This window comes from Streptomyces sp. NPDC127197 (assembly GCF_042672405.1).
GTDB classification, from domain to species: Bacteria; Actinomycetota; Actinomycetes; order Streptomycetales; family Streptomycetaceae; genus Streptomyces; species Streptomyces flavusporus.
The window spans coordinates 113,679-137,256 of record NZ_JBHXVG010000007.1; the positions used below are offsets into that span (position 1 = coordinate 113,679).

The window sequence follows — 23,578 nt, forward strand, 5'->3', positions numbered from 1 at the left end:
CGTTTACGGAACGGTTCGGTACGCGTTGCCAGATGCTAACCCCGCCGGGGCGGTCGACACCCTCTGCGAGCACCGGCCGTCCTACCCTGAAGCCGTGCGTCTGCTCCTGATGTCCGACACCCACCTGCCGAAACGCGCGAAGGAACTGCCGGCCCCGCTGCTCGCCGAACTCCCGCACGCCGACGTCGTGTTCCACGCCGGGGACTGGATCGACACCGCCACCCTCGACCTGCTGGAGAACCGCTGCCGCCGGCTCGTCGGCGTGTACGGCAACAACGACGGCCCCGAGCTGCGCGCCCGCCTCCCCGAGGTGGCGTACGCCGAACTCGACGGCCTGCGCTTCGGCACCGTCCACGAGACGGGCTCCGCCCAGGGCCGCGAGTCCCGCTGCGCCGCCCGCTTCCCCGACCTCGACGTCCTGGTGTTCGGGCACAGCCACATCCCGTGGGACACCACCGCCCCCACCGGCCTGCGGCTCCTCAACCCGGGCTCCCCGACCGACCGCCGCCGCCAGCCCCACTGCACCTATATGACCGCCACGCTCGCCGACGGCCGCCTCACGGACGTGACACTGCACCGGCTGCCGCCGCGCTGAGCGCTGTTTCGCCCGGCCGGACAGCCGTGCGGCGCCCCCTCAGGTGATCAACGGCGCACTCCACGACAGCGCCTGACCACGGCATGGCTCCGCACCGCTCGGGGCCGCCTCCGCCGACGTGCGCGCGCGACTGCCACGACCACCGCGACGGCCGCCGCCACACCCGCCGCAGCCGCCACGCGCTTGGCCACGGCAGGACCGGCCGCGCGGAGCAGGTCCAGGGGTTCCGACGGCTCCGGGACCTCTGCAAGGTCCACAGGGCGGGGCTCCGCCGTCGGCTGCTCAACGGCCCCCGCGGGCGCCGGCGTGAGCCGCTCCGACAGACATGCCGCGAACTCGCCGACGAGCCGGTCGCCCACCTCCGCCAGCACCCCGCGCCCGAACTGGGCGGGCCGCCCGGTCACCGCCAGATCGGTCCGCACCGACACCGCCGTACCGCCGTCGCGGTCGGTCAGCGTGCTGGTGACGGTGGCCCGTGCGGTGCCGGGCCCCCGGGTCTCCCGCCCGCTCGCCAGCAGCACCATGCGGTGCGCCGACTCGTCCTGCTCCTCGAAGACGGCAGTGCCCCGGTACGTCACCGTGACCGGTCCGACCTTCACCTTCACCGAGCCCGTCATGGTCTTGCCGTCGTACTCCTCCACTGTCGCCCCCGGCAGACACGGCGCGACCCGCTCGATGTCGAGGAGCGCCCGCCAGGCCTCGTCGACCGGCACGGGCACGGTGAACTCGTGGTGCAGTTCCATCTGTTCCTCCTCAACGGCCGCCACACATCGACGGCCGGAAATCGGCGGCTTACGGCGACGGGTGGATCGCGCCCTCCGTGGCCGTCAGCGGGGCCCCGCTGCCGCCCCAGCGCAGCGCGACGATCTCGGCGGCGACGGACACGGCCACCTCCTCGGGTGTACGGGCCCCCAGGTCGAGCCCGACGGGCGAGCGCAGCCGGGACAGTTCACGCGGGGTGAGTCCGGCCTCGGTGAGCCGTTTCTCCCGCTCGTCATGGGTACGGCGGCTGCCCATCGCCCCGATGTATTCGGCGGGCCGGCGCAGCGCCTCCTCCAGCAGCGGCACATCGAACTTCGGATCATGGGTGAGCACGCAGATCACCGTGCGCTCGTCGGTTTCGGTGCCGCGCAGGTAGCGGTGCGGCCAGTCGACGACGACCTCCACGCCGGGCGGGAAGCGCTTGGCGGTGGCGAAGACGGGGCGGGCGTCGCACACGGTGACCCGGTAGCCGAGGAAGTCGCCGATGCGGGCCACCGCCGCCGCGTAGTCGATCGCGCCGAACACCAGCATCCGCGGCGGCGGCGCGAAGGAGTGCAGGAACACCGAGACGGTGTCCTCGCGCCGCTCCCCGTGCGGCCCGTAGTGCCGAACCCCCGTGGCGCCCAGGGCGAGTTCGCCGCGCGCGTCGGCGGTGACGGCCACGTCCAGGCCGCTCGCACCCAGCGTGCCGGACACCTGGTCCGGCCACACGGCGAGCGTGGCCCCGCGCGGCGCCGGCCCGTCGATCACGGTCGCCACGGTCACCGGGCGGCCCGCGGCGACCGACTCCGCGACCGCACCGAAGGACGGGTCGCGCTCGGGCGTCACGGGCCGGACCAGTACGGTGATCTCACCGCCGCAGGTCAGCCCCACCGCGAACGCGTCGTCGTCGCTGTACCCGAAGGTCTCCAGCTGTGCCTCGCCGCTCGCCACCACCTCCTGGGCGAGCTCGAACACCGCGCCCTCCACGCAGCCCCCGGACACGCTGCCCACCACCTCGTCGTCCGGTCCCACGGCCATCGCGGCGCCCGGATCGCGGGGTGCGCTGCGGCTCACCGCGACGACCGTGGCCAGGCCGAACGGGGCCCGGGCTGTGTACCAGCCGCTCAGTGCCGGAAGGATGTCTCGCACGATCCGCTCCTCTCACCGTGGCCGCGCACCACCGCCGCCAGCCGCTCCAGCGCCGCCAGGCTGTGCCCCTCGACAAAGGCGTCCACGCTCGGCAGCGCCGCCGCCATCCCGGCCGCCAGGGGCGCGTAACCGGGGCGTGCCTTGCGCGGATTGGCCCAGATCACCTGGTGCGCCAACCGGTGCAGGCGCCGCATCTGGGCCCCGAGCAGCTGCGGATCGTCGCGCTCCCAGCCGTCGGACAGCAGCAGCACGACCGCGCCGCGCGCCATGCCCCGCTGCCCCCAGCGATCGAGGAACTCGCGCAGCAGTTCCCCGAGCCGGGTGCCCCCGCGCCAGTCGGGCACGGCCGCCGCCACCTCCGCCATCGCCCGGTCGGGGTCGCGGTGGGACAGCTCCCGGGTCACCCGGGTCAGCCGCGTGCCGATGGTGAACACCTCCGTGCGCGCCCCGCGGGCGGCCGCGTGCGCGAAACGCAGCAGCGCGTCGGCGTACGGCGCCATCGAGCCGCTGACGTCCACCAGCAGCACCACCCGCCGCGGCCGTTCGGCCCGGGCGTGCCGCCGCAGCAGCGCGGGCTCCCCGCCGTGCCGCAGCAGCTCCCGCACCGTACGGTGCGGATCGACGTCGCCGCGGCGGGCCGGGCGCCGTCGTGCGGTGCGGCGCGCCTGCCCGGCCAGCGTGAACGCGGCCAGCAGCCGGTGCAGTTGCGCGCGTTCGGCGGCGTCCAGGTCGGCCACGTCACGGTGGCGCAGGACTTCCGCGGAGCTCGCGAGCGTGGCGGCGGGCGGGGCCCGGTCCTCGTCCGGCGAGGAGGTGCGGGGGCGGCTTCGGGCGTCGCGGGCGACCAGGCCGAGGCGCGGCGGGGGAGCGGTACGGGCCGGTTCGGCCGCCCCACCGGAGCCGAAGTACGCCGCGAACACCCGCTCGTACCGCTCCAGGTCGTCCCGGTCGCCGCACAACGTCAGCCGCCCCGCCCAGTACACGTCCCGGCGCACTCCGGGCCGCAGCACCTCCACGGCACGCAGAAACGCGTGCACCCGCTCGGCGCTCGCGTCGACGCCGGCCGCCCGCAGTGCACGGGCGAAACCGAGGAACGCCGCCATGCCCATGCCCGTCACCTCCCGTGCGCCGCCAGCACCGCCGTCAGGTCGAGTCGGCGGGCCCGTTCGGTGTCCTCCCGGTACTTCAGCACCGACCCCAGCGTCGTCACCGCCAGCTCCGCGTCCACCTCACTCGCGCCCAGCGCGTCCAGGGCCGCCGCCCAGTCGATGGTCTCCGCCACGCCGGGCGGCTTGAGCAGATCCTGTGCGCGCAGCGTCTGCACCAGCGCGGTCACCTGCTCGGCCAGCCGTGCCGACACACCGGGCAACCGCCGCCGCACGATGGCCAGTTCGCGCTCGAAGGACGGATGGTCGAACCAGTGGTACAGGCAGCGCCGCTTGAGGGCGTCGTGCACCTCGCGGGTCCGGTTGGAGGTCAGCACCACCACGGGCGGCTCCTGGGCGCGCAGTGTGCCCAGCTCCGGCACGGTCACCGAGAACTCGGACAGCAGCTCCAGCAGGAACGCCTCGAACTCGTCGTCCGCCCGGTCGATCTCGTCGATCAGCAGCACCGACGGCGTGGTCTCCAGGGCCTGCAGCAGCGGTCTGGCCAGCAGGAACCGGCGGTCGTACAGCTCGCCCTCCAGCCGCTCGGCGTCCCTGACCCCGGCCGCCTCGGCGGCCCGCAGATGCAGCAGCTGGCGCGGGAAGTCCCAGTCGTACAGAGCCTGCGCGGCGTCGATGCCCTCGTGGCACTGCAACCGGATCAGCGGGGCGTCGAGCGCCTGAGCGAGGGCGGACGCGAGCGCAGTCTTGCCGACGCCCGCGTCGCCCTCGCAGAACAGCGGCCTGCCGAGCCTGAGGGCCAGGAAGCAGGCGACGGCCAGCCCCTCGTCGACGAGGTACCCCGTCTCCTCCAGCCGGGCCCGCACCTGCTCCGGGCCGTCCATCGGCGTGATCGGCCCTCACCCCATTCCGGCGGCGGCCAGGACCGCCCGCTTGGTCAGCACCCGCGCGAGGTGCGCCCGGTACTCGGGCGAGCCCGAGGTGTCCTGCGGCGGCCGGGTGCCGTCCGCCGCCGACTCCGCGGCCCGCGCCACGGCCTGCGCGTCCCCGGCACCGGACAGGGCCGCCTCGGCCGCCGCGGCGCGCAGCGGGGTCGCGCCCATGTTGGACAGTCCGATCCGCGCCTCGGCGATGCGCCCGTCGTCGCGCCGCACCAGCGCGGCCACGCCGACGATCGGCCAGGACTGGGCGACCCGGTGGAACTTCTCGTAGTGGAAGCCCCAGCCGTCCGCCTTCGGGATCCTGACCTCCACCAGCAACTCGTCGGGCGCGAGTGCGGTCTGCAGATAGTCGACGAAGAACTCGCGCGCCGGGACGGTGCGCCGGCCGCCCGGTCCGACGGCGACGAGTTCGCCGTCCAGCGCGAGCAGCACCGCGGGCAGGTCGCCGGCGGGGTCGGCGTGCGCGAGCGAGCCGCCGAGGGTGCCCCGGTGTCGTACGGCCGGGTCGGCGACCGTTGCCGTGGCGGCGGCGAGCAGCCCGGCGTGCCGACGCACCAGCGGATCGCGCATCACGTCGTGGTGCGTGGTCGTGGCACCGATGACCAGGGCGTCGCCCTCCTCGCGGACCCCGCGCAGCTCCGGGATCCGGCCGACGTCCACGACGAGCTCCGGGAAGGCCAGCCGGAGCCGCAGCAGCATCAGCAGACTCTGACCGCCGGCCAGCACCTTCGCCTCCTCGCCCACGTCGGTGAGCGCGCGTACCGCCTCGTCGACGGTCGTCGGCCGGGCGTAGTCGAATGCCGGGGGAATCATGCCTGCGCCTCCTTGACCGCACGCCATACGCGCTCGGGTGTACAGGGCATCCGCACGTCCGTCACACCCAGCGGCCGCAGGGCGTCCACGATCGCGTTCACCACGGCCGGCGTGGACGCGATGGTGCCTGCCTCCCCGACTCCCTTGACGCCCAGGGAGTTCGTGGACGCCGGCGTCTCCGTCCGGTCCGTCACGAAGTCGGGCAGGTCGGGCGCGGACGGCACGAGATAGTCGGCCAGGGTGCCGGAGACGAGGTTGCCGTCTTCGTCGTACACGGCCTCCTCGTACAGGGCCTGCGCGATGCCCTGGGCGAGTCCGCCGTGCACCTGACCCTCGACGATCATCGGGTTGATCACCCGGCCGACGTCGTCCACGCACACGTACGAGCGGATCCGGGTCTGCCCGGTCTCGGTGTCGACCTCGACGGCGCACAGGTGGGTGCCGTGCGGGTAGGAGAAGTTGTCGGGATCGACCACGTGCTCGGCGTTGATGGTCGGTTCCATGCCGTCGGGCAGGTCGTGCGAGGAGAACGTCTCGAAGGCGATCTCCTGGATGGTCTTACGTGCCTCCGGGGAGCCCTTGACGGAGAACACGCCGCTCGTGAACTCCAGGTCCTGCTCACTCGCCTCCAGGAGGTGGGCGGCCACCTTCCGTGCCTTGTCCACCACCTTCGTCGCGGCCCGGTGCACGGCTGTTCCGCCCACGACGAGCGAGCGCGAGCCGTAGGTGTCCATGCCCTGCGGGCTGGCCTTGGTGTCGCCGTGCACCACCTCGACGTCCTCGAAGGGCACGCCCAGCACGTCGGCGGCGATCTGGCTCCAGCACGTCTCATGGCCCTGCCCGTGCGGGCTCGTGCCGGTCACCACCTCGACCTTGCCGGTGGGCAGCATTCGGATGCTCGCCGCCTCCCAGCCGCCGGCCGCGTACCGCAGGTCCCGCAGCACCCGGCTCGGCGCCAGCCCGCACATCTCGGTGTACGTCGACACGCCGATGCCGAGCCGCACGGTGTCCCCGCGCTCGTTGCGGTCCGCCTGCTCGGCGCGCAGCTTGTCGTACCCGAACAGTTCCAGGGCCTTGTCGGTGGCGGCCTCGTAGTTGCCGCTGTCGTACGTCAGACCCGCGATCTGCTCGTACGGGAACTCCTCGTGCCGGATCCAGTTGCGGCGCCGCAACTCCACTGGATCCAGGCCGAGTTCGGCCGCCAGATCGTTCATGATCCGTTCGATGGCGAAGGTCGCCTCCGGGCGTCCGGCGCCGCGGTAGGCATCGGTGGGCGTACGGGTCGTGAACACACCGGTGCAGGTGAACTCGTAGGCGTCCATCTTGTAGATCGCCGGATACATGAACGCGCCCAGGATCGGGATACCCGGTGTGACCAGCATCAGGTAGGCGCCCATGTCGGCCAGCAGGTCCACCTTCAGGCCGAGGAGCCTGCCGTCGCGGTTCGCGGCGATCTCGACGTCCTGGATCATGCCGCGGCCGTGGTGTGTCGCCAGATAACCCTCGGAGCGGGACTCGGTCCACTTCACCGGCCGGCCCAGGCGCCGGGCGACGTCGAGGGCGATCGCCTCCTCGCCGTACACCTGCAGCTTGGAGCCGAAGCCTCCGCCCACGTCGGGGGCGACCACCCGCAGCTTGTGCTCGGGGACCCCGGTGACCACGGAGAGCATGACCCGCAGGATGTGCGGGATCTGCGTGGCCGAGTACACCGTGAACTCCCCGGATGCGGCGAGCGGGGTGACGACGACGGCGCGTGGCTCCATGGCGTTGGGAATGAGGCGCTGCTGGTGGTAGCGGCGCTTCAGCGTCACTTCGGCGCGGTCCCGCACGGCATCGAATGCCTCGCCGGTCTGCAGCGGCCAGACGTAGCAGCGGTTGGTGCCCTTGTCGCTGTGGACCAGGGGGGCACCGTCGGTGAGTGCGACCTCCAGATCCAGCACGGGGGGCAGCGGCGTGTACTCGACCTCGATCGCCTCCAGCGCGTCGGCGGCCGCATACCGGTCGCGGGCCACCACGACCGCCACCGGGTCACCGGCATACCGCGCCTCGTCGACCGCGACCGGCGGATGGTCGGGCAGCACGATGTCCTCGGTCACCGGCCAGGCACAGGGCAGCGAGCCCAGCCCGTCGGCGAGGTCGGCGCCGCTGAACGCCGCGACGACGCCGGGGCGTTCGAGAGCGGGGGAGACGTCGATCCGGTCGATGCGGGCGTGCGCCATGGGGCTGCGCAGGATCGCCAGGTACAGCAGCCCGGCGACCTGGATGTTGTCGGTCCAGTTGGTCTGCCCGGTCAGCAGCCGGGCGTCCTCCTTGCGGGCGCGGGAGCGGCCGACCTCGGGCTCGGCGATCTGGTCGGTCATGCCGTCACCTCCTCCTCGGAGGCAGCGAGCACCGCGCGCACGATGTTCTGGTAGCCGGTGCAGCGGCAGAGGTTGCCCTCCAGGGCGTGGCGCACCTCGTCGGGGGTGGGGTGGGGGTTGTCGCGCAGCAGATCGCGCGCCGCCATGATCATGCCCGGGGTGCAGTAGCCGCACTGCAGGGCGTGCCGGTCGTGGAACGCCCGCTGCAGCCCGGTCCACTCCCCGTCGGTGGCGAGTCCCTGGACGGTCGTCACCTCGGCGCCGTCCGCCTGGACGGCGAGCACCGAGCAGCTCTTGACGCTCACCCCCTCCAGGTCGACCGTGCAGGTCCCGCAGTTGGAGGTGTCGCAGCCCACGGGGGTGCCGGTCAGTCCCAGCCGGTCGCGCAGGTAGTGGATCAGCAGGAGCCGGGGCTCCACCTCGTCCTCGTACGTCGTGCCGTCCACTTTCACCGAGATACGAGTCATGTGCCCTCCCGAGCCGTGCGGGCGGAATGAGGGAAATCAGCGGCTGAGCGTGATGGAAGTCACTCTATGGCGAGGTCTGGTCGACGGCGAGTCGTGCGGCGGGCCTTGTTGAGCGTTAATCCATTGCCCGTGGATGCCCGGTTCTGCTGCACTGCACGGACCCCGTCACCGCACCGTGAGGAGCAGCAGATGCGCGCAGCGTTCGTGTCCACCCAGGAAGGAATCCCCCTCACCCCTAAGGACATGACGCTCAGTGCCCCTGCTCAACCTTGGCATCCTCGCGCACGTCGACGCAGGTAAGACCAGTCTGACCGAACGGCTGCTGCACACCGCCGGAGTGATCGACGAGATCGGCAGCGTCGACGCCGGCAGTACGCAGACCGACACCCTCGCGCTGGAGCGGCAGCGCGGCATCACCATCAAGTCGGCCGTCGTCTCGTTCCCGGTCGACGACGTGACCGTCAACCTCATCGACACACCCGGCCACCCGGACTTCATCGCCGAGGTGGAGCGGGTGCTCGGCGTCCTGGACGGCGCCGTACTGGTCGTCTCGGCCGTCGAGGGCGTCCAGGCGCAGACCCGCGTCCTGATGCGGACACTGCACCGGCTGCGCATCCCCACGCTGGTCTTCGTCAACAAGATCGACCGCCGCGGGGCGCGCTACGAGGACGTGCTGCGGGCGATCTCGCAGCGGCTCACGGCGGCGGTCGTACCCATGGGCTCCACCACCGGACTCGGTACCCGCGCGGCCCGCTTCACCCCCGGACTCGGCCCGGCCGCGCTCGACACCCTCGCCGACCACGACGACGACCTCCTCGCGGCCTACGTCGAGGACACCGTCTCCCCCGACCTCCTCCGTGCCTCCCTCACCGCCCGCACCCGTCAGGCCCTGGTCCACCCGGTGTACGCCGGCTCCGCCATCACCGGAGCGGGCGTGGCCACGCTGCTCGACGGCATCAAGGAACTGCTCCCCGCCGCCGACGGCGACCCCGACGGCCCCGTCTCCGGCACCGTCTTCAAGGTCGAGCGGGGACCGGCGGGGGAGAAGATCGCCTACGCGCGGATCTTCTCCGGCACCCTGCGCATCCGGGACAGGGTGCCGTGCGGCGACCCGGGCCGGGAGGGCCGGGTCACCGCGATCAGCGTCTTCGACCACGGCACCGACGTCCGCAGCGACGCCGTACCGGCCGGCCGGATCGCCCGGCTGTGGGGCCTGGCCGACATCAGGATCGGTGACTCGATCGGCGAACCGCGTAGGCCGTACGGGCACCTATTTGCCCCGCCGACCCTGGAAACGGTCGTCGTACCGGGGCCCGCGGCCGACCGGCGCGCCCTGCACCTCGCGCTCACCCAGCTCGCCGAGCAGGACCCGCTCATCGGCCTGCGCCACGACGAGGTGCGCCAGGAGACCTCCGTGTCCCTCTACGGAGAGGTGCAGAAGGAGGTCGTCCAGGCGACGCTCGCCGACGAGTACGGACTGGACGTCGGCTTCCGGGAGACGACCCCCCTGTGCATCGAGCGGCCGGTCGGTACGGGGGCGGCGGTCGAGTTCAACAAGAGAGACCCGAACCCGTTCCTCGCAACCGTCGGACTGCGCGTCGACCCCGCACCGGCCGGTTCGGGCACCGCGTTCCGGCTGGAGGTGGAGCTGGGATCGATGCCGTACGCGTTCTTCAAGGCCGTCGAGGACACCGTCCGGGAGACCCTCGCGCAGGGCCTGCACGGCTGGCAGGTCACCGACTGCACGGTCACCATGACCCACTCCGGCTACTCGCCCCGCCAGAGCCACGCCCACCAGGGGTTCGACAAGAGCATGTCGAGCACGGGCGCCGACTTCCGCGGTCTGACGCCGCTGGTGCTCATCGAGGCGCTGCGGCGAGCGGGCACCCGGGTCCACGAGCCGATGCACCGCTTCCGCGTCGAGGCCCCGGCGGACACCCTGGGCGCACTGCTGCCGGTCCTGGCCGGGCTGCGGGCCGTACCCCGGACGACCGAGACCCGGGGCGCCGGCTGTGTCCTGGAGGGCACGGTGCCGGCGGTCCACGTCCACGCGCTCGAGAAGCAGCTGCCCGGGCTCACCCGAGGGGAGGGCGAGCTGGAGAGCGCCTTCGACCACTACGCGCCCGTCGCGCAGGGCGCGGTCCCCGAGCGGCCGCGCACCGACCACAACCCGCTCAACCGGAAGGAGTACCTGCTCAACGTCACGCGTCGCGTCGGCACTTGAGGTGGCCGAGAACGAACTTACTCCAGAGTCAGAAGTGTTGACGGTGTCCGGAAATGGTCGGACTGTAGTGGACATGCCGAATAAACGTGCGCGTCTGCTCGTTGTTCTGGTTCTCCTCTGTGGATTCCTGACGGTGGCGGGCACCCATCCCGCCACCGCCGCCCCCCTCTCCGACTCCCTCTGGTTCGACGGCTCCCCGCTCACCGTGCAGAACGGCCGCTTCACCGACGCCTCCGGCCGGGAAGTGGTCCTGCGCGGCTACAACGTCTCCGGCGAGACCAAGCTGGCGGAGAACGGCGGCCTCCCGTTCGCCTCGGTCGCCGACGCCCGCAAATCCGCGACCGCACTGAGGGCCCTCGGCGGCGGCAACACCGTCCGCTTCCTGCTCTCCTGGGCCTACGCCGAGCCCGTGCGCGGCCAGGTGGACACGGCGTACCTGGCCGCAGCCACCGACCAGATGCGCGCGTTCCTCGACGCCGGTGTCCGCGTCTACCCGGACTTCCACCAGGACCTCTACTCCCGCCACCTCTTCGACCCCGACAGCTGGTACACCGGCGACGGCGCCCCCAAGTGGGCGGTCGACGCCGGGAACTACCCCGACGAGTTCTGCGGGATCTGCCTGTTCTGGGGCCAGAACATCACCCAGAACGAGGCCGTGAAGCGGGCGTCGTACGACTTCTGGCACAACGCGCACGGAGTCCAGGACGCCTTCCTCACCACGGCCCAGAAGACCATGGCCTACGTCAGACAGCACCTGTCGGCCGAGGACTTCGCCGGCATCGTCGGCTTCGACCCCTACAACGAACCGCACGCCGGCGTCTACGACCCGGGCCAGACCAGCCGCACCTGGGAACGGGACGTGCTGTGGCCCTTCTACGAGAAGTTCCGTGCCCGCATGGACGCGGCAGGCTGGCAGACCAAACCCGCCTTCGTCGAACCGAACCTGTTCTGGAACGCCAACCTCGACTTCCAGAAGGAGGAGGGCGGCCTGCTGGACGCGGGCACCCTCGGCCCCCGTTACGTCTTCAACACCCACTTCTACGACCAGAAGGCGATCTCGGGCGTCTTCATGTGGGGCAAGGCGGTCGACGGTCAGTACGCCGGCGACTTCGGCACGGTCCGCGACCGGGCGGCGGCGACGGCGACGCCCGCGATCGTCAGCGAGTTCGGCCACCCGCTGTCCGGCAGCGTCTCCGACAAGGCCCCGACCGTCCTCAAGGCCATGTACCAGGCCATGGACTCCCGTCTGCCGGGCGCCCGTTGGTGGTCGAACCCGAAGGCGTCGGGGCCGGTCCTGTCCGGCACGCAGTGGCAGTGGGACATCTACAACGGCCGGCACCACGAGCTGATGAACGGCAACCCCGACAAGGTGCTCACCGAGGGCGACGCCTGGAACGACGAGGACTTGTCCGCCGTCCACCTGGACGACGCGGGCACGGCGGCACTGCGGCAGGACGCCCGGCTCCTGGACCGCGTCTACCCGAGCGCGACCGCCGGTACGACGGTCGCCTTCACCTACGAGGACCGCTCCCGGGACGGTTCCACGACCCTGACCTGGAACCCGGTGCCGGGTTCGCTGCCGAATGCCGCCCGTCTGGTCGGCTCGGGCCAGTACGCGCTGCTGCTGTGGCGGTCGGACGGCGGCGAGGCGCCCACGGAACTGCATCTGCCGACGTCGTTCCCGACCTCGGCGACCACGGTCGTCTCCGACCTCGGCACGGCGTACGCCCCGCCGTCGTACACCGGCACCACCCCGATCGGCGTGACCGCCGAACCGGGCGGGACGGGCAGCCGCCGCCTGCTGCTCACCGCGCCGGACTCGGGCGTCCTGCACTACGCACTGGTGACCAACGGGGCGACGGCGCCGTCCGCGGGCCTGCTGGGCGCGGCCCGCGCCGAGCTCACGGCGTGGGCCGCGCAGGCGGTCAACTAGCCGACGGGCCGGTCCAGTCGGCGGGCACCTGGGCCAGGCGCACACGCTGGGGGTGGTCGCCGACCGGGACCGACACCGTCTTGCGGCCGGTGGCGAAGTCGATCGCGGTGACCTGGTCGGCGCCGCTCTCGGAGACCACGCAGGACCTGCCGTCACCGCTGACGGTCGACCAGTAGGGCTTGGAGACGGGGACGAGGGGGCCTTCCTGAAGGGTGGCGCGGTCGACGACGGTGGCGTAGTCGTCCATGGTGCCCGCGATGCACAGCTTGGTTCCGTCGGGCTTCATGGTGATGCCGTGGTGGCGCGAGTCGTTGACCCAGGTGGTGCGGTCCTCGCTGGTGTCCGGGTTCTCGGGGAGGGTCTTGGTGCGGGTGATCTTGTCGGAGGCGACGTCGTACTCGAAGAAGCCGTTGAAGAACGACACCTGGAAGTACAGCTTGCTCTCGTCGGGGCTGAAGGCCGCGGGGCGGACGGCGTCCGAGTGGTCGTCGAGGCCGATCGCGTCCAGGCGTGCGCGCATGTCGATCACCTTGACCTGCTCGAAGGTGGTCGCGTCGACGACGGTGATGCGGCGGTCGCCCTTCGTCCAGTCCAGCCAGGGCTCGTCGAGGGCGGTGTTGACGTCGCCGATGGCCATGTTCCAGATGTACTTGCCGTCCCGGCTGAAGACGTTCTCGTGCGGCTTGTCGCCGGTGGCGAACGAGCCGACCTGCTCGCCGGTTTTGATGTCCAGGACGTGCACGGTGTTGGACGTCGAGGCGGAGACGGCGACGCGGGTGCCGTCGGGGGAGACCGCCATGTGGTCGGAGCGGTAACCGGACACGGGGAAGCGCCAGTTGATGTCCCCGGTGGCGAGGTCGATGGAGACGACGTCGGCGAAGCTCGGCCGGGAGACGACCATCGACCGGCCGTCCGGGGTGGAGTACATGTCGTCGACGAACTGGTCGTGTCCCTCGCCGACGCTGTTGCGGATCGCCATGAAGTAGATCCACTTGATGGGATCGGCGTTGATCTCCGCCAGCCGCTCCTCCTTGTCGGGGATGACGTTGATGCGGCCGATCTTCGCGAAGTCGCTGGTGGACCTGATGACATCGGCGGTGCCGTCCCAGTTGTTGCCGACGAACAGCACCTCGCGCAGGGCGGCGGAGTCGGGGCCGTCGGCGACGGCGGTGGTCGCGGGGGCGGTGAGGGTCAGGGCGAGGGCGGCTGCGATGGAGCAAAGGTGCCTGGGGCTGACGGCAGGCATGGGTGCTCTCTCCTCTGGAGATGGGTGGCTGGCGCGGGCATGCCAACGAGCGAATCTGAATACGAGGTCGTTCAGACTTTGACTTACTGGAAAGTAAGGAGCGGGCACCCTTCTCCACAAGACTGCGTACACGACAAAATTGGCGAACGGCGAAGGACAGGAGGGACGTTGGTAGGCAGGCTCAGGGCGCCGACCGGCCGCTACGGCGGCAGGTCCGCCGAGGAACGGCAGGCCGAGCGGCGCCGACGCTTCCTGGACGCCGCGCTCCAGCTCTTCGGCGACAGCCCCGGCTACCGGTCCACGACCGTCGCCGCGCTCAGCGAGGCCGCGGGACTGTCCACCCGGCAGTTCTACGAGGAGTTCCGCACCCTGGAGGACGTACTGGCCGACCTGCACCTGAAGGTCAACGACTGGGCCGAGGAGGCCGTCCTTGCCGCCGCGGCCGACACCGAGGGCCTGCCGATCGAGGACCGCGCCACCGCCATCTTCCGTTCCTACGCCGGGAACGTCACCGCCGATCCCCGCCGCATCCGCATCACCTTCGTCGAGATCGTCGGCGTCAGCCCCCGCCTCGAGGAGCAGCGGCTCGCCCGCCGCGCCCGCTGGGTCGACTTCATCTGCGCCGAGGCGCAGGCCGCCGCCGAACGCGGGGAAGCGGCACCCCGCGACTACCGCGTCGCCGCCACCGCGTTCATCGGCAGCGTCAACGGACTGATCCACGACTGGAGCGCCGGATGGGTCCCGGCGACGCTGGACGAGGTCGTCGACGAGCTTGTACGGCAACTGCTGGGGATCCTGCGGCCGGGGGGCTGGGGCCCGGCAGCGCCCTGACGCACCACGGCGAACGGGCCTTGGGCGCACGGCCCCGGACCGGGTGACCGAGGCCGTGCGGCGCCGTACTGACTACTCCTGCTCGTCCCAGGCCTGGATCAGGGTCTGTTCGGCGATCTTGCCGCCGCGCAGCGTGATCATCGACTCGGCGAGGACGCGGGCCCCGTCGGCGTACTCGCAGGACTCGCTGTAGGCCGCGCGGTCACCCTGGATGACACAGTTCTCCAGCTTGTGCGTCATATCGCGGCTGTAGACGTCGTCGAGCATGGCGCTGATCTCGTCGCGGCCGTGCAGCACCCGTGGGTGGCTGGGCTGTGAGTTGCGGTCCACGACACGCAGTTCGGCATCGTCGGCGTAGAGCGACAGGAGAGTGTTCGGATTGCCTTCTATGCCCCGGCGCAACGTCTCGGTGTCGAAGCTGGGGCTTGCCGCAGTACCCATCGTGACCTCCTTCGAGGGCCGCGGCCCGGCGGGGGAGCGGGCCGTACAGGGCCTCTCCTACGAGATTCCTCCGCCCGGTCGGCCTCGGCAAGCGCGGCAGGCCTGCCCGGCCCGGCCGCTCAGTCGGCGTCGGCCGTGGCGAGGAACTGGGTGGCCGCCAGCTCCGCGTACAGCGGGTCGGCGGCCACGAGTTCGCGGTGGGTGCCCACCGCACGGACCTTGCCGGCATCCATGACCACGATCCGGTCGGCCATCGTCACCGTGGACAGCCGGTGGGCGACGACCAGCACCGTGGTCGTCCGGGCCACATCGGCCACGGTGTCGCGCAGCGCGGCCTCGTTCACCGCGTCCAGCTGCGAGGTCGCCTCGTCGAGAAGCAGCAGCCGGGGGCGGCGCAGCAGGGCGCGGGCGATCGCCACCCGCTGACGCTCACCGCCCGACAGCTTGGTGCCGCGGTGCCCGACGAGCGTGTCCAGTCCGCGCGGCAGCCGCCCGACCAGACCGTCGAGCCGGGTCGTCTTCAGCACCCGCGCGAGGGTGTCGTCGTCCGCGTCCGGGTTGCCCAGCAGCAGGTTCTCGCGCAGCGAGCCCGACAGGACGGGCGCGTCCTGCTCCACATAGCCGATCGCGGATCGCAGCTGCGGCAGCTCCCACCGGGCGAGTTCCCGGCCGTCCAGCGTGATCTCGCCCGACTCGGGGTCGTAGAACCGCTCGATGAGGGAGAAGACGGTGGTCTTGCCCGCGCCGGACGGGCCGACGAACGCCGTCATGCCCCGTGCGGGCACGGCGAAGGTCACCCCGTGGTGCACGTACGGCAGGTCGTCGGCGTACCGGAAGCGGACGTCGGTGAAGGCCAGCGCGGCCGGTTCGGCGTCGGCCGACGGCAACGGGGCGGCCTCGGACGCGGGTTCGGCGGGCAGCCGCAGCGCCTCCTGGATGCGGGACAGCGCCGCGGCACCCGTCTGGTACTGGGTGATCGCGCCGACGACCTGCTGGATCGGCGACATCAGATAGAAGACGTACAGCAGGAACGCGACCAGTGTGCCGACGTCGACGGCGCCGGTCGCGACCCGTGCCCCGCCCACCGCGAGCACCGTGATGAAGGCGATCTGCATCGCCAGTCCGGCCGTGTTGCCCGCGGCCGCCGACCACTTGGCGGCACGCACACTCTGCCGCCACGACTCCTCCGCCGCGGCGTGCAGCGCGCCCTCCTCCCGGTGCTCGGCGCCGGACGCCTTCACCGTGCGCAGCGCGCCCAGCACCCGCTCCAGCGAGGCGCCCATCACGCCGACCGCGTCCTGCGCCTGCCGGCTGGCCCGGTTGATCCGGGGCACGATCACGCCGAGGACCGTGCCCGCGCACAGGATCACGGCCAGCGTGACACCGAGCAGCACGGGGTCGACGAAGCCCATCATCACCACGGTCGCGACCAGCGTGAGCCCGCCGGTGCCGAGGCCCACCAGGGAATCGGTGGTGACCTCGCGCAGCAAGGTGGTGTCCGAGGTGATACGGGCCATCAGGTCGCCCGGCTCGGTACGGTCCACGGCGGCTATGCGCAGGCGCAGCAGATACGACGACAGGGCGCGCCGCGCGCCGAGGACCACCGACTCCGCGGTGCGCCGCAGCACGTACGAACCCAGCGCGCCCACCGCCGCGTTGGCGACGACCAGCGCCGACATCGCGACCAGCGCACCTGTGATGGCCCGGTCGTGGGAGAGGTCGTCGATCAGGTCCCGCGCGACCAGCGGCAGCAGCAGGCCGGTGGCCCCGGTGACCAGCGAGAGCACCGCGCCCGCGAGCAGGGCCCACCGGTGCGGCCGTACATAGCCGAGGAGCATGCGCCACGGGGGCGTACTCGTCTGCGTCTGTGCCTTGCTCACGCTGCTCCTTCGCCGGTCGAACAGGGCGTTCAGCCTACGGTGGAGCCGAGCCGTACGGCCGCCCGTTTCGCCGTCGGCCTACCGGGCCGTGAGCGCCGCCAGGGTGGCGTCCAGGTCGGCGGGGCGCGGCCGGTTGTGCGGCAGCTTGCCGAGGACGACGGCCATGCCGCAGGTGTTGGTCAGGGCGGAGAAGACCAGTCCGCCCGCGATCCCGGCGGCGAGCAACTGCCAGGCGGGGTGCAGCAGTCCGAGACCGAGGCCGGTCAGGACGATGCTGCCCGCGGTGAACCGGACCTGGCGTTCCATGGACCAGGTCGTGCGGGTGCTCTGCTGTGGCCGGGCCAGTTCATGACCGCGCCGGGCCCAGTCCTGGGTTCCGCCGGTCAGCGTCATGGCGCCGATGCCCTCCGCGGCGAGGGCCGTGCAGGCCTGCTCGGAGCGGGCCCCGGAGGCGCACACGAGAAGCAGTTCGCCGTTCACCTGACGGAGCGTGGGCAGGGCCCGGCGGAGCTGGTCCAGGGGGATGTTGAGGGCGCCGGGCACGTGGCCGGTGGCGTACTCGCCCGGGGTGCGGACGTCGATGACGGTGAGCTCGGGCAGCCGGGTCCGGGCCTCGTCGGCGTCGAGAGTGCGGGGAGCGTTCATGGTGCGTGCGATCCTTCCTTGGCATGCGGTGAGGGGTACACACCCCGGGGGAGGTAAAATACCCCCAAGGGTATACAGAGGAGTGGGTGGCCGTGGATGTGCGGTTCGAGGGTGATGAGCTGAAGTCGGTGCTGAACCGGCTGCGCCGGGCGCAGGGTCAGATCACCGGAGTGATCAAGATGATCGAGGAGGGACGCGACTGCGAGGACGTCGTCACACAGCTCGCCGCCGCCTCGCGCGCCCTCGACCGGGCCGGTTTCGCGATCATCGCGACCGGGCTCCAGCAGTGTCTGACCGACGCCGGCAACGGTGACGGCAACGGCGAGACCACGGACGAGATGAAGGCCCGCCTGGAGAAGCTGTTCCTCTCCCTGGCCTGACCGTCCGGCCCGTCCTCACAGGACGGCGTCGGCCAGCATGAACGCGGCCACCGCCAGCAGGGCGCCGGCGAAGATCCGCTGGAGCGAACCGGCGGAGATGCGGGCCGCGAGGCGTTTGCCGTCCCATGCGGCGAGGACCGCAGCGGCGGCGAAGGGTGCGACACGCGCCCAGTCGACGCTCACGTCCGCCCCCGCCCGGGCCGCCAGCGCGACCAGCGAGTTGAGCGTGATGACCAGCAGGCTCGTACCCACGGCCGCCCGCATCCGCAGCCCCACCACGTTCACCAGCGCCGGTACGGCGAGAAAGCCGCCGCCCACCCCCAGCACCCCGGTGACCGCGCCGAGTCCCGCCCCGGCCGCGGCGACCCGAACCGGGCGGGCCGGCGCCTCGGTGGGCGCGGAGGCCGACGGGCGCAGCATCCGCAGCGCGGCGACTGCGGCGATCACGGCGAAGACGCCGGTCAGCACTCCGGCCGGGAGCCGGGTCGAGACCGCGCCGCCGACCGCCGCGGGCCCGAGTCCCGCGAGGGCGAACAGGAGGCCGTGCTTCCCCCGCACGGTGCCCTCGCGGGCATGCCCGATCAGGGCGGTGGCGGACGTGACGGTGACGACGACCAGGCTCGCGGTGGCCGCCGCGGCAGGGGTGAGGTCGAGCAGGTAGATCAGTGCGGGCACCGCCAGCACGCTCCCACCGCCCCCGAGGGCGCCCAGGGCGAGACCGGTGAGAGCCCCGGCGACGAGGGCGAGGACGAACGCGCTCACGCGGGCGAGGTGCGCTGCTCGTCGCGCACGACCGGCAGACCCGCCTCGGCCCACGCCTGCATACCGCCCGCGACGTCTGCCGCGCGGACGCCGCGCGTGGCGAGCAGGTCCGCCGCCTCTCGGGAGCGCCGCCCGGAGCGGCAGATCACGACGACCGGCCGGCCCTGGGCGCGCTGCGGCAGTTCACCCCCGGCCGCGAGGCCGGACAGCGGGGCGCACACGGCGCCGGGGGCGTGTCCCGCGGCCCACTCGGCCGGTTCACGGACGTCCAGGAGCACGGCGTCCGCACGCGTACGGTCGCGGGCCTCGGCCGGAGTGAGGCGGTCCGGGATCAACCCGGCCTCGCGCGCCGCGTCGAAGCGGTCGTCGACGGCGACGACGTCACGCCCCGCCGCGTCGAGGAGGGACGCCGCGATGGCCGCCCGCATCCCCCCTGCGCAGTGCACCCACACGGTGCCGTCCGGAATCTCGGCGAGGCGCTCCCGCAGTCGGTGCAGCGGTATGTGGAGCGATCCCGGGATGTGCCCGGTCGCACGCTCGGAGTCGCGCCGCACGTCGAGGACCACGACAGCCTGTTGGGGCACCAGCTCCGCGAAGGTGGCGCGCGGGAACGCGCGGGGCCGCTCTCCCGCCGGCACCCAGTCGCCGGGCGAGCCGGTCGCCGCCGCGGCGGGCCGGTCGATGCCGACCCGGACGAGCTCGCGCTGGGCGGCGGCCAACTGGGCGGCCGACTCGGCGAGCAGCGTGACCGGCCTGCCCCAGGGCAGCAGCCAGGCCAGATACGTGGCGAGCTGCCCGTCGGCCTCGAAGTTCAACGCCCCGGCGGCATGCCCCTCGGCGAACGCGACCCGGTTGCGCAGGTCCACCACCCATTCGCCGGCGGCCAGCCGGGCTGCGATCTCCTCGGCGTCCGCGCGGCGGGGCGGGGTGAGGTCGACGGGGGCCGGGCCATCGGCGTTGGCCGGGCCCATGTGGGCGTAGTACGCGGGTACGTCGTCCAGGCCGGCCAGCAGGTCGGCGACAAAGGTGTCGACGTCCTTGACGAGCGCCTCGTTGGCGGTGCGCTCCCGGCCGATCGTCGTCTCCGCGCCCGTGTCGCTCTGCCCGGCGGAACAGAAGCTGCCGAAGCCGTGCGTGGGCAGCACCTCGGTCGTGTCCGGGAGCTCCGCGGCCAGGCGGTGCGCGGAGTCGTACTGGGCGCGGGCCAGCTGTTCGGTCAGCCGCGGCTCGACCAGATCGGGACGCCCGACCGTGCCGATCAGCAGGGAGCCTCCGGTGAAGACGGCCACCGCCCGTCCGTCGTCCTGAAGGACGTACGACGTGTGGTGCGGGGTGTGGCCCGGCGTGGCCAGCGCGCGCAGCGCCAGCCCCGCATCGATCTCCGCCCGGTCCCCGTCGGCGACCGGCACGCGCTCGTACGCGACCTGGGCTCCGGCCGGCACGAGATACGAGGCGCCGGTCACCCGGGCCAGCTCCAGGCCGCCGGTGACGTAGTCGTTGTGGACGTGGGTCTCGACGACGTGCGTGATGCGCACGCCCCGCCGGGCGGCGGCCGCGATCACCCGATCGACGTCACGCGGGGGATCGACGACGACGGCGCTGTGCGCACCCCCCGCCACATAGCCGCGGTTGCCCAGTCCCGGCACTTCGATGGTGTCGACGAAGTACACGGCAGCGCTCCTCTCCTCGCGAAACCCCCGGTTGATTACCCCTGGGGGTATAGGCCCACCGTAGCAGAATTACCCCCGGGGGTATGTGGAGGGCCGGCCGGAAGCAGCCATGACTGTCGGGCCGCGGGCCTGCAAACCGCGCCCTTACCGATCAGTCGCGCGTAAGGTCGGCACCGGGACGGACGCCCGCCGACAGAAGGGGTCAGCACGATGGCGCAGGAAGTACGCGGCGTGATCGCACCGGGGAAGGACGAGCCGGTCCGGGTCGAGACGATCGTCGTGCCCGACCCCGGCCCGGGGGAGGCCGTGGTGCGGGTCCAGGCCTGCGGGGTCTGCCACACCGACCTGCACTACAAACAGGGCGGTATCAACGACGAGTTCCCCTTCCTGCTCGGCCACGAGGCCGCCGGGATCGTCGAGACGGTCGGCGACGGCGTCACCGAGGTGGCGCCCGGGGACTTCGTGATCCTCAACTGGCGTGCCGTGTGCGGTCGTTGCCGGGCCTGTCTGCGCGGCCGCCCCTGGTACTGCTTCGACACCCACAACGCCGGGCAGAAGATGACCCTCGCCTCGACCGGCCAGGAGCTCTCCCCGGCCCTCGGCATCGGCGCCTTCGCCGACAAGACACTGGTCGCGGCCGGCCAGTGCACCAAGGTCGACCCCGCGGTCTCCGCGGCCGTCGCCGGACTGCTGGGCTGTGGCGTCATGGCCGGCATCGGCGCCGCGATCAACACGGGGAACGTCGGCCGTGGCGACACGGTCGCCGTCATCGGCTGCGGCGGCGTCGGCGACGCGGCCATTGCCGGGTCCCACCTGGCCGGCGCGGCGAAGATCATCGCGGTCGACATCGACGACCGCAAGCTGGAGACCGCCCGCACGATGGGTGCCACCCACACCGTCAACTCCACGCAGACCGACCCGGTCGAGGCGATCCGTGAACTGACCGGCGGCTTCGGCGCCGACGTCGTCATCGAGGCGGTCGGCCGCCCGGAGACGTACCAGCAGGCCTTCTACGCCCGCGACCTGGCCGGCACGGTCGTCCTCGTCGGCGTCCCCACCCCCGACATGAAGCTCGAACTCCCGTTGCTGGACGTCTTCGGCCGCGGCGGCGCCCTCAAGTCCTCCTGGTACGGCGACTGCCTGCCCTCCCGCGACTTCCCGATGCTGATCGACCTGCATCTGCAGGGGCGTCTGGACCTGGCCGCGTTCGTGACGGAGACCATCCAGCTCGACGAGGTGGAGAAGGCGTTCGAGCGAATGCACCACGGCGACGTGCTGCGCTCGGTGGTGGTGCTGTGATGACCGCCCGCATCGAACGACTCGTCACCTCCGGCCAGTTCACGCTCGACGGCGGCACCTGGGACGTCGAGAACAACGTGTGGCTCGTCGGCGACGACCACGAGGTCGTCGTCATCGACGCCGCCCACGACGCCGACGCCATCGCCGAGGCCGTGGGCGAGCGCCGGCTGACCGCCATCGTGTGCACCCACGCCCACAACGACCACATCGACGCAGCCCCCGCCCTCGCCGAGCGCACCGGAGCCGTCATCTGGCTGCACCACGACGACCTGCCACTGTGGAAGCAGACCCACCCCGACCGGGACCCGGACTCCTGGCTGCTCGACGGCCAGATCATCGAAGCCGCCGGCGCCGACCTGACGGTTCTGCACACGCCCGGCCACGCCCCCGGCGCGGTCTGCCTCTACGACCCCGGACTCGGCACGGTCTTCACCGGCGACACCCTCTTCCAGGGCGGTCCGGGCGCGACCGGCCGCTCCTACTCCCACTTCCCGACGATCATCGACTCCATCCGCGACCGCCTCCTCACCCTCCCGCCCGAGACCAAGGTCCTCACCGGCCACGGCGACTCGACCACCATCGGAGCCGAGGCGCCGCATCTGGAGGAGTGGATCGCGCGGGGCCACTGAAAGCGTCGTGGAACGACAGAAGGCACCCTCAAGAACGGCCCCCCGGGGGGCAGGAGCCGGGCGAGCCAGTCGGTGCGGGTTCGACGGGCTGTGGCCGAGATGTGTGCCTGCGGGTACAGGGCGTCGAACCCGTGGAAGCCGCCCGCCCAGACGTGGAGTTCGGCCTGGCCGCCGGCCGCCCAGATGCGGGTGGCGTAGTGGGTGTCCTCGTCGCGGAAGACTTCGGCGGAGCCGGTGTCGATGTAGGTGGTCGGCAGGCCTGCGAGGTTGTCGGCCAGCGCGGGTGAGACGTACGCGGGTACCTCGTCGTCGGTGAGGTCGCCGAGGACGGCGCGCCATCCGAACTCGTTCGTCTCGCGGGTCCAGACGCCGGGCCCGCCGGAGTACTGGCGGCTGGAGGTGGTGGTGTTGCGGTGGTCGAGCATGGGGCAGATCAGCATCTGCGCGGCGATCGCCGGGGTGCCGAGGTCGCGGGCCAGCAGGGTGACGCCGGCGGCGAGGCCGCCGCCCGCGCTGGCGCCGGCGACGACGATCCGGGCGGGGTCGATGCCCAGTTCGGCGGAGTGTTCGGCGATCCAGAGCAGTCCCTGGTAGCAGTCGTCGACCAGGGTGGTGCCGGTGGCCTCGGGGGCGAGTCGGTAGTCCACGCTGACCACGACCGCGCCGAACTGGTCGAGCCACTCCAGCGGGATGTCGAGCTGTGAGAAGCGGTCGCCCATGACCATCCCGCCGCCGTGGATCCAGTAGATGCAGGGTGCGGCGGGGGTGGTGCGGTCGGCGTGCGCGGGGCTGAAGACCGACAGGGGGATCTGGGCACCGTCCTTGGCGGGCACGGTGATTTCGCGCCGGTCGAGCTGCCTATGTGCAAGGAGGGACTCGACAGCGGTCGAGGGGAGCTGACGCAGTTGCGTGAGCAGTTCCGGGGTGAGCTGGGACATGAGGGGCATGTCGGCCAGGAATTCACGCAGTTCGGGGTCCAGGGCGGGTCGTGCCGCGGTCATGTCGTTGCCTCTCGTGGGGTGGTGCCGGACGGTCGGGCGAGAAAGGGGGCCCGCATTGGCAGGGGCCGGGCAGGCGGTCGGCCGGGCTTCAGAAGGCGGCCTTGCCGCGGACCGGGACGTAGTCGGTGTACTCGGGCTCCTTGGCCAGCAGCCCGTCGATCTGAGCCACGATGGCCTGGGCGGCTTCGCCGGCGAAGACGCGGTGGTGGTCCTCCTCGCTGGTCCAGCCCTCGGTGACGTGGACGACGTCGGCGTCGGACGCGGAACGGGAGACGAGGTAGACGACGCAGTGTTCGCTCGCGCCGGGGCTGCCCTCGTTCAGGCCGGTCAGCAGCAGGTCGACCAGCCGGTCGCCCATGTGGGGCTTGGCGGTCAGGGTGGCGTTGAAGCCGTAGTCGGTGATCATGGATGCCTTCTTCTCGGTGAGGGAGTGAGGTGTTTCCATTCAACCGAGCTGACCTG

General features: G+C 72.0%; 21 protein-coding genes and 1 pseudogene. 7 read left to right on the forward strand and 15 right to left on the reverse strand.

What is annotated here, in order from left to right:
* Positions 1-94: 94 nt before the first annotated feature.
* Positions 95-595 carry a metallophosphoesterase family protein gene (locus tag ACFVJQ_RS13525; protein ID WP_385783508.1) on the forward strand — a complete coding sequence of 167 codons (501 nt, stop codon included), beginning with the start codon at positions 95-97 and terminating at the stop codon, positions 593-595.
* 47 nt (positions 596-642) lie between these two features.
* Here ACFVJQ_RS13525 and ACFVJQ_RS13530 read toward each other — a convergent pair whose 3' ends face one another.
* From ACFVJQ_RS13530 to ACFVJQ_RS13560, 7 genes are read right to left on the reverse strand one after another with little or no spacing between them, the layout of a single operon-like run.
* Positions 643-1,338 (reverse strand): SRPBCC family protein, encoded by a 696-nt coding sequence (locus tag ACFVJQ_RS13530; protein ID WP_385783511.1) that lies wholly within the window; start codon positions 1,336-1,338, stop codon positions 643-645.
* A 49-nt stretch (positions 1,339-1,387) separates the two neighbouring features.
* A complete protein-coding gene (locus ACFVJQ_RS13535) occupies positions 1,388-2,488 on the reverse strand; it encodes an XdhC family protein (RefSeq protein ID WP_385513989.1) in 1,101 nt (366 codons plus the stop codon).
* Positions 2,464-3,597: a VWA domain-containing protein gene (locus tag ACFVJQ_RS13540; protein ID WP_385783514.1), complete on the reverse strand. Its 1,134-nt coding sequence runs from the start codon at positions 3,595-3,597 to the stop codon at positions 2,464-2,466. Before ACFVJQ_RS13540 ends, ACFVJQ_RS13535 begins: the two co-directional genes overlap by 25 nt.
* A gap of 5 nt (positions 3,598-3,602) precedes the next feature.
* Positions 3,603-4,478, reverse strand: coding sequence for an AAA family ATPase (locus ACFVJQ_RS13545; protein WP_385513987.1), 876 nt, complete (start codon positions 4,476-4,478; stop codon positions 3,603-3,605).
* A 15-nt stretch (positions 4,479-4,493) separates the two neighbouring features.
* The gene (locus ACFVJQ_RS13550; protein WP_385513986.1) at positions 4,494-5,348 is read right to left on the reverse strand and encodes an FAD binding domain-containing protein; all 855 of its coding nucleotides are present in this window, start codon (positions 5,346-5,348) and stop codon (positions 4,494-4,496) included.
* Positions 5,345-7,708, reverse strand: coding sequence for a xanthine dehydrogenase family protein molybdopterin-binding subunit (locus tag ACFVJQ_RS13555; RefSeq protein ID WP_385783518.1), 2,364 nt, complete (start codon positions 7,706-7,708; stop codon positions 5,345-5,347). Before ACFVJQ_RS13555 ends, ACFVJQ_RS13550 begins: the two co-directional genes overlap by 4 nt.
* Entirely contained in the window at positions 7,705-8,175 is a 471-nt protein-coding gene (locus ACFVJQ_RS13560; protein ID WP_385783521.1) for a (2Fe-2S)-binding protein, read from the reverse strand. The genes ACFVJQ_RS13555 and ACFVJQ_RS13560 overlap by 4 nt, the downstream gene beginning before the upstream one ends.
* 253 nt (positions 8,176-8,428) lie before the next feature.
* On the opposite strand from ACFVJQ_RS13560, the gene ACFVJQ_RS13565 reads away from it, so the two are divergent.
* Positions 8,429-10,399, forward strand: a complete 1,971-nt coding sequence (locus tag ACFVJQ_RS13565; protein ID WP_385783525.1) for a GTP-binding protein — start codon at positions 8,429-8,431, stop codon at positions 10,397-10,399.
* A 73-nt stretch (positions 10,400-10,472) separates the two neighbouring features.
* On the forward strand, positions 10,473-12,332 hold the full coding sequence (locus tag ACFVJQ_RS13570) for a cellulase family glycosylhydrolase (RefSeq protein WP_385783528.1): 1,860 nt from the start codon (positions 10,473-10,475) through the stop codon (positions 12,330-12,332).
* Here the strand turns inward: ACFVJQ_RS13570 and ACFVJQ_RS13575 are convergent.
* Positions 12,325-13,578 (reverse strand): YncE family protein, encoded by a 1,254-nt coding sequence (locus ACFVJQ_RS13575; RefSeq protein WP_385783530.1) that lies wholly within the window; start codon positions 13,576-13,578, stop codon positions 12,325-12,327. The genes ACFVJQ_RS13570 and ACFVJQ_RS13575 overlap by 8 nt on opposite strands.
* A gap of 168 nt (positions 13,579-13,746) precedes the next feature.
* Between ACFVJQ_RS13575 and ACFVJQ_RS13580 the strand changes: the two genes are divergently transcribed.
* Positions 13,747-14,409: a TetR/AcrR family transcriptional regulator gene (locus ACFVJQ_RS13580; protein WP_385513980.1), complete on the forward strand. Its 663-nt coding sequence runs from the start codon at positions 13,747-13,749 to the stop codon at positions 14,407-14,409.
* Positions 14,410-14,481: 72 nt separating this feature from the next.
* Here ACFVJQ_RS13580 and ACFVJQ_RS13585 read toward each other — a convergent pair whose 3' ends face one another.
* From ACFVJQ_RS13585 to ACFVJQ_RS13595, 3 genes are all read right to left on the reverse strand, one after another.
* Positions 14,482-14,850, reverse strand: a complete 369-nt coding sequence (locus tag ACFVJQ_RS13585) for a nuclear transport factor 2 family protein (RefSeq protein ID WP_224738296.1) — start codon at positions 14,848-14,850, stop codon at positions 14,482-14,484.
* 119 nt (positions 14,851-14,969) lie between these two features.
* Positions 14,970-16,688: an ABC transporter ATP-binding protein gene (locus ACFVJQ_RS13590; RefSeq protein ID WP_385514034.1), complete on the reverse strand. Its 1,719-nt coding sequence runs from the start codon at positions 16,686-16,688 to the stop codon at positions 14,970-14,972.
* Positions 16,689-16,808: 120 nt separating this feature from the next.
* Entirely contained in the window at positions 16,809-17,375 is a 567-nt protein-coding gene (locus ACFVJQ_RS13595; protein WP_385513979.1) for a rhodanese-like domain-containing protein, read from the reverse strand.
* Positions 17,376-17,467: 92 nt separating this feature from the next.
* On the opposite strand from ACFVJQ_RS13595, the gene ACFVJQ_RS13600 reads away from it, so the two are divergent.
* On the forward strand, positions 17,468-17,755 hold the full coding sequence (locus ACFVJQ_RS13600) for a metal-sensitive transcriptional regulator (RefSeq protein ID WP_129803368.1): 288 nt from the start codon (positions 17,468-17,470) through the stop codon (positions 17,753-17,755).
* A 15-nt stretch (positions 17,756-17,770) separates the two neighbouring features.
* Here ACFVJQ_RS13600 and ACFVJQ_RS13605 read toward each other — a convergent pair whose 3' ends face one another.
* Complete coding sequence (locus ACFVJQ_RS13605; RefSeq protein WP_385513978.1) at positions 17,771-18,517, reverse strand: sulfite exporter TauE/SafE family protein; 747 nt, start codon at positions 18,515-18,517, stop codon at positions 17,771-17,773.
* On the reverse strand, positions 18,514-20,187 hold the full coding sequence (locus tag ACFVJQ_RS13610) for a rhodanese-like domain-containing protein (RefSeq protein WP_385783535.1): 1,674 nt from the start codon (positions 20,185-20,187) through the stop codon (positions 18,514-18,516). The genes ACFVJQ_RS13605 and ACFVJQ_RS13610 overlap by 4 nt, the downstream gene beginning before the upstream one ends.
* 210 nt (positions 20,188-20,397) lie before the next feature.
* Here ACFVJQ_RS13610 and ACFVJQ_RS13615 point away from each other — a divergent pair, with 210 nt between their 5' ends.
* Positions 20,398-21,486, forward strand: coding sequence for an S-(hydroxymethyl)mycothiol dehydrogenase (locus tag ACFVJQ_RS13615; RefSeq protein ID WP_385513976.1), 1,089 nt, complete (start codon positions 20,398-20,400; stop codon positions 21,484-21,486).
* Complete coding sequence (locus tag ACFVJQ_RS13620) at positions 21,486-22,115, forward strand: MBL fold metallo-hydrolase (protein ID WP_385513975.1); 630 nt, start codon at positions 21,486-21,488, stop codon at positions 22,113-22,115. The genes ACFVJQ_RS13615 and ACFVJQ_RS13620 overlap by 1 nt, the downstream gene beginning before the upstream one ends.
* A 50-nt stretch (positions 22,116-22,165) precedes the next feature.
* Here ACFVJQ_RS13620 and ACFVJQ_RS13625 read toward each other — a convergent pair.
* Positions 22,166-23,116 (reverse strand): annotated as a pseudogene (locus ACFVJQ_RS13625) (alpha/beta hydrolase); the annotation flags it as partial.
* A gap of 88 nt (positions 23,117-23,204) precedes the next feature.
* The gene (locus tag ACFVJQ_RS13630; protein ID WP_385514033.1) at positions 23,205-23,522 is read right to left on the reverse strand and encodes a putative quinol monooxygenase; all 318 of its coding nucleotides are present in this window, start codon (positions 23,520-23,522) and stop codon (positions 23,205-23,207) included.
* Positions 23,523-23,578 lie beyond the last annotated feature (56 nt).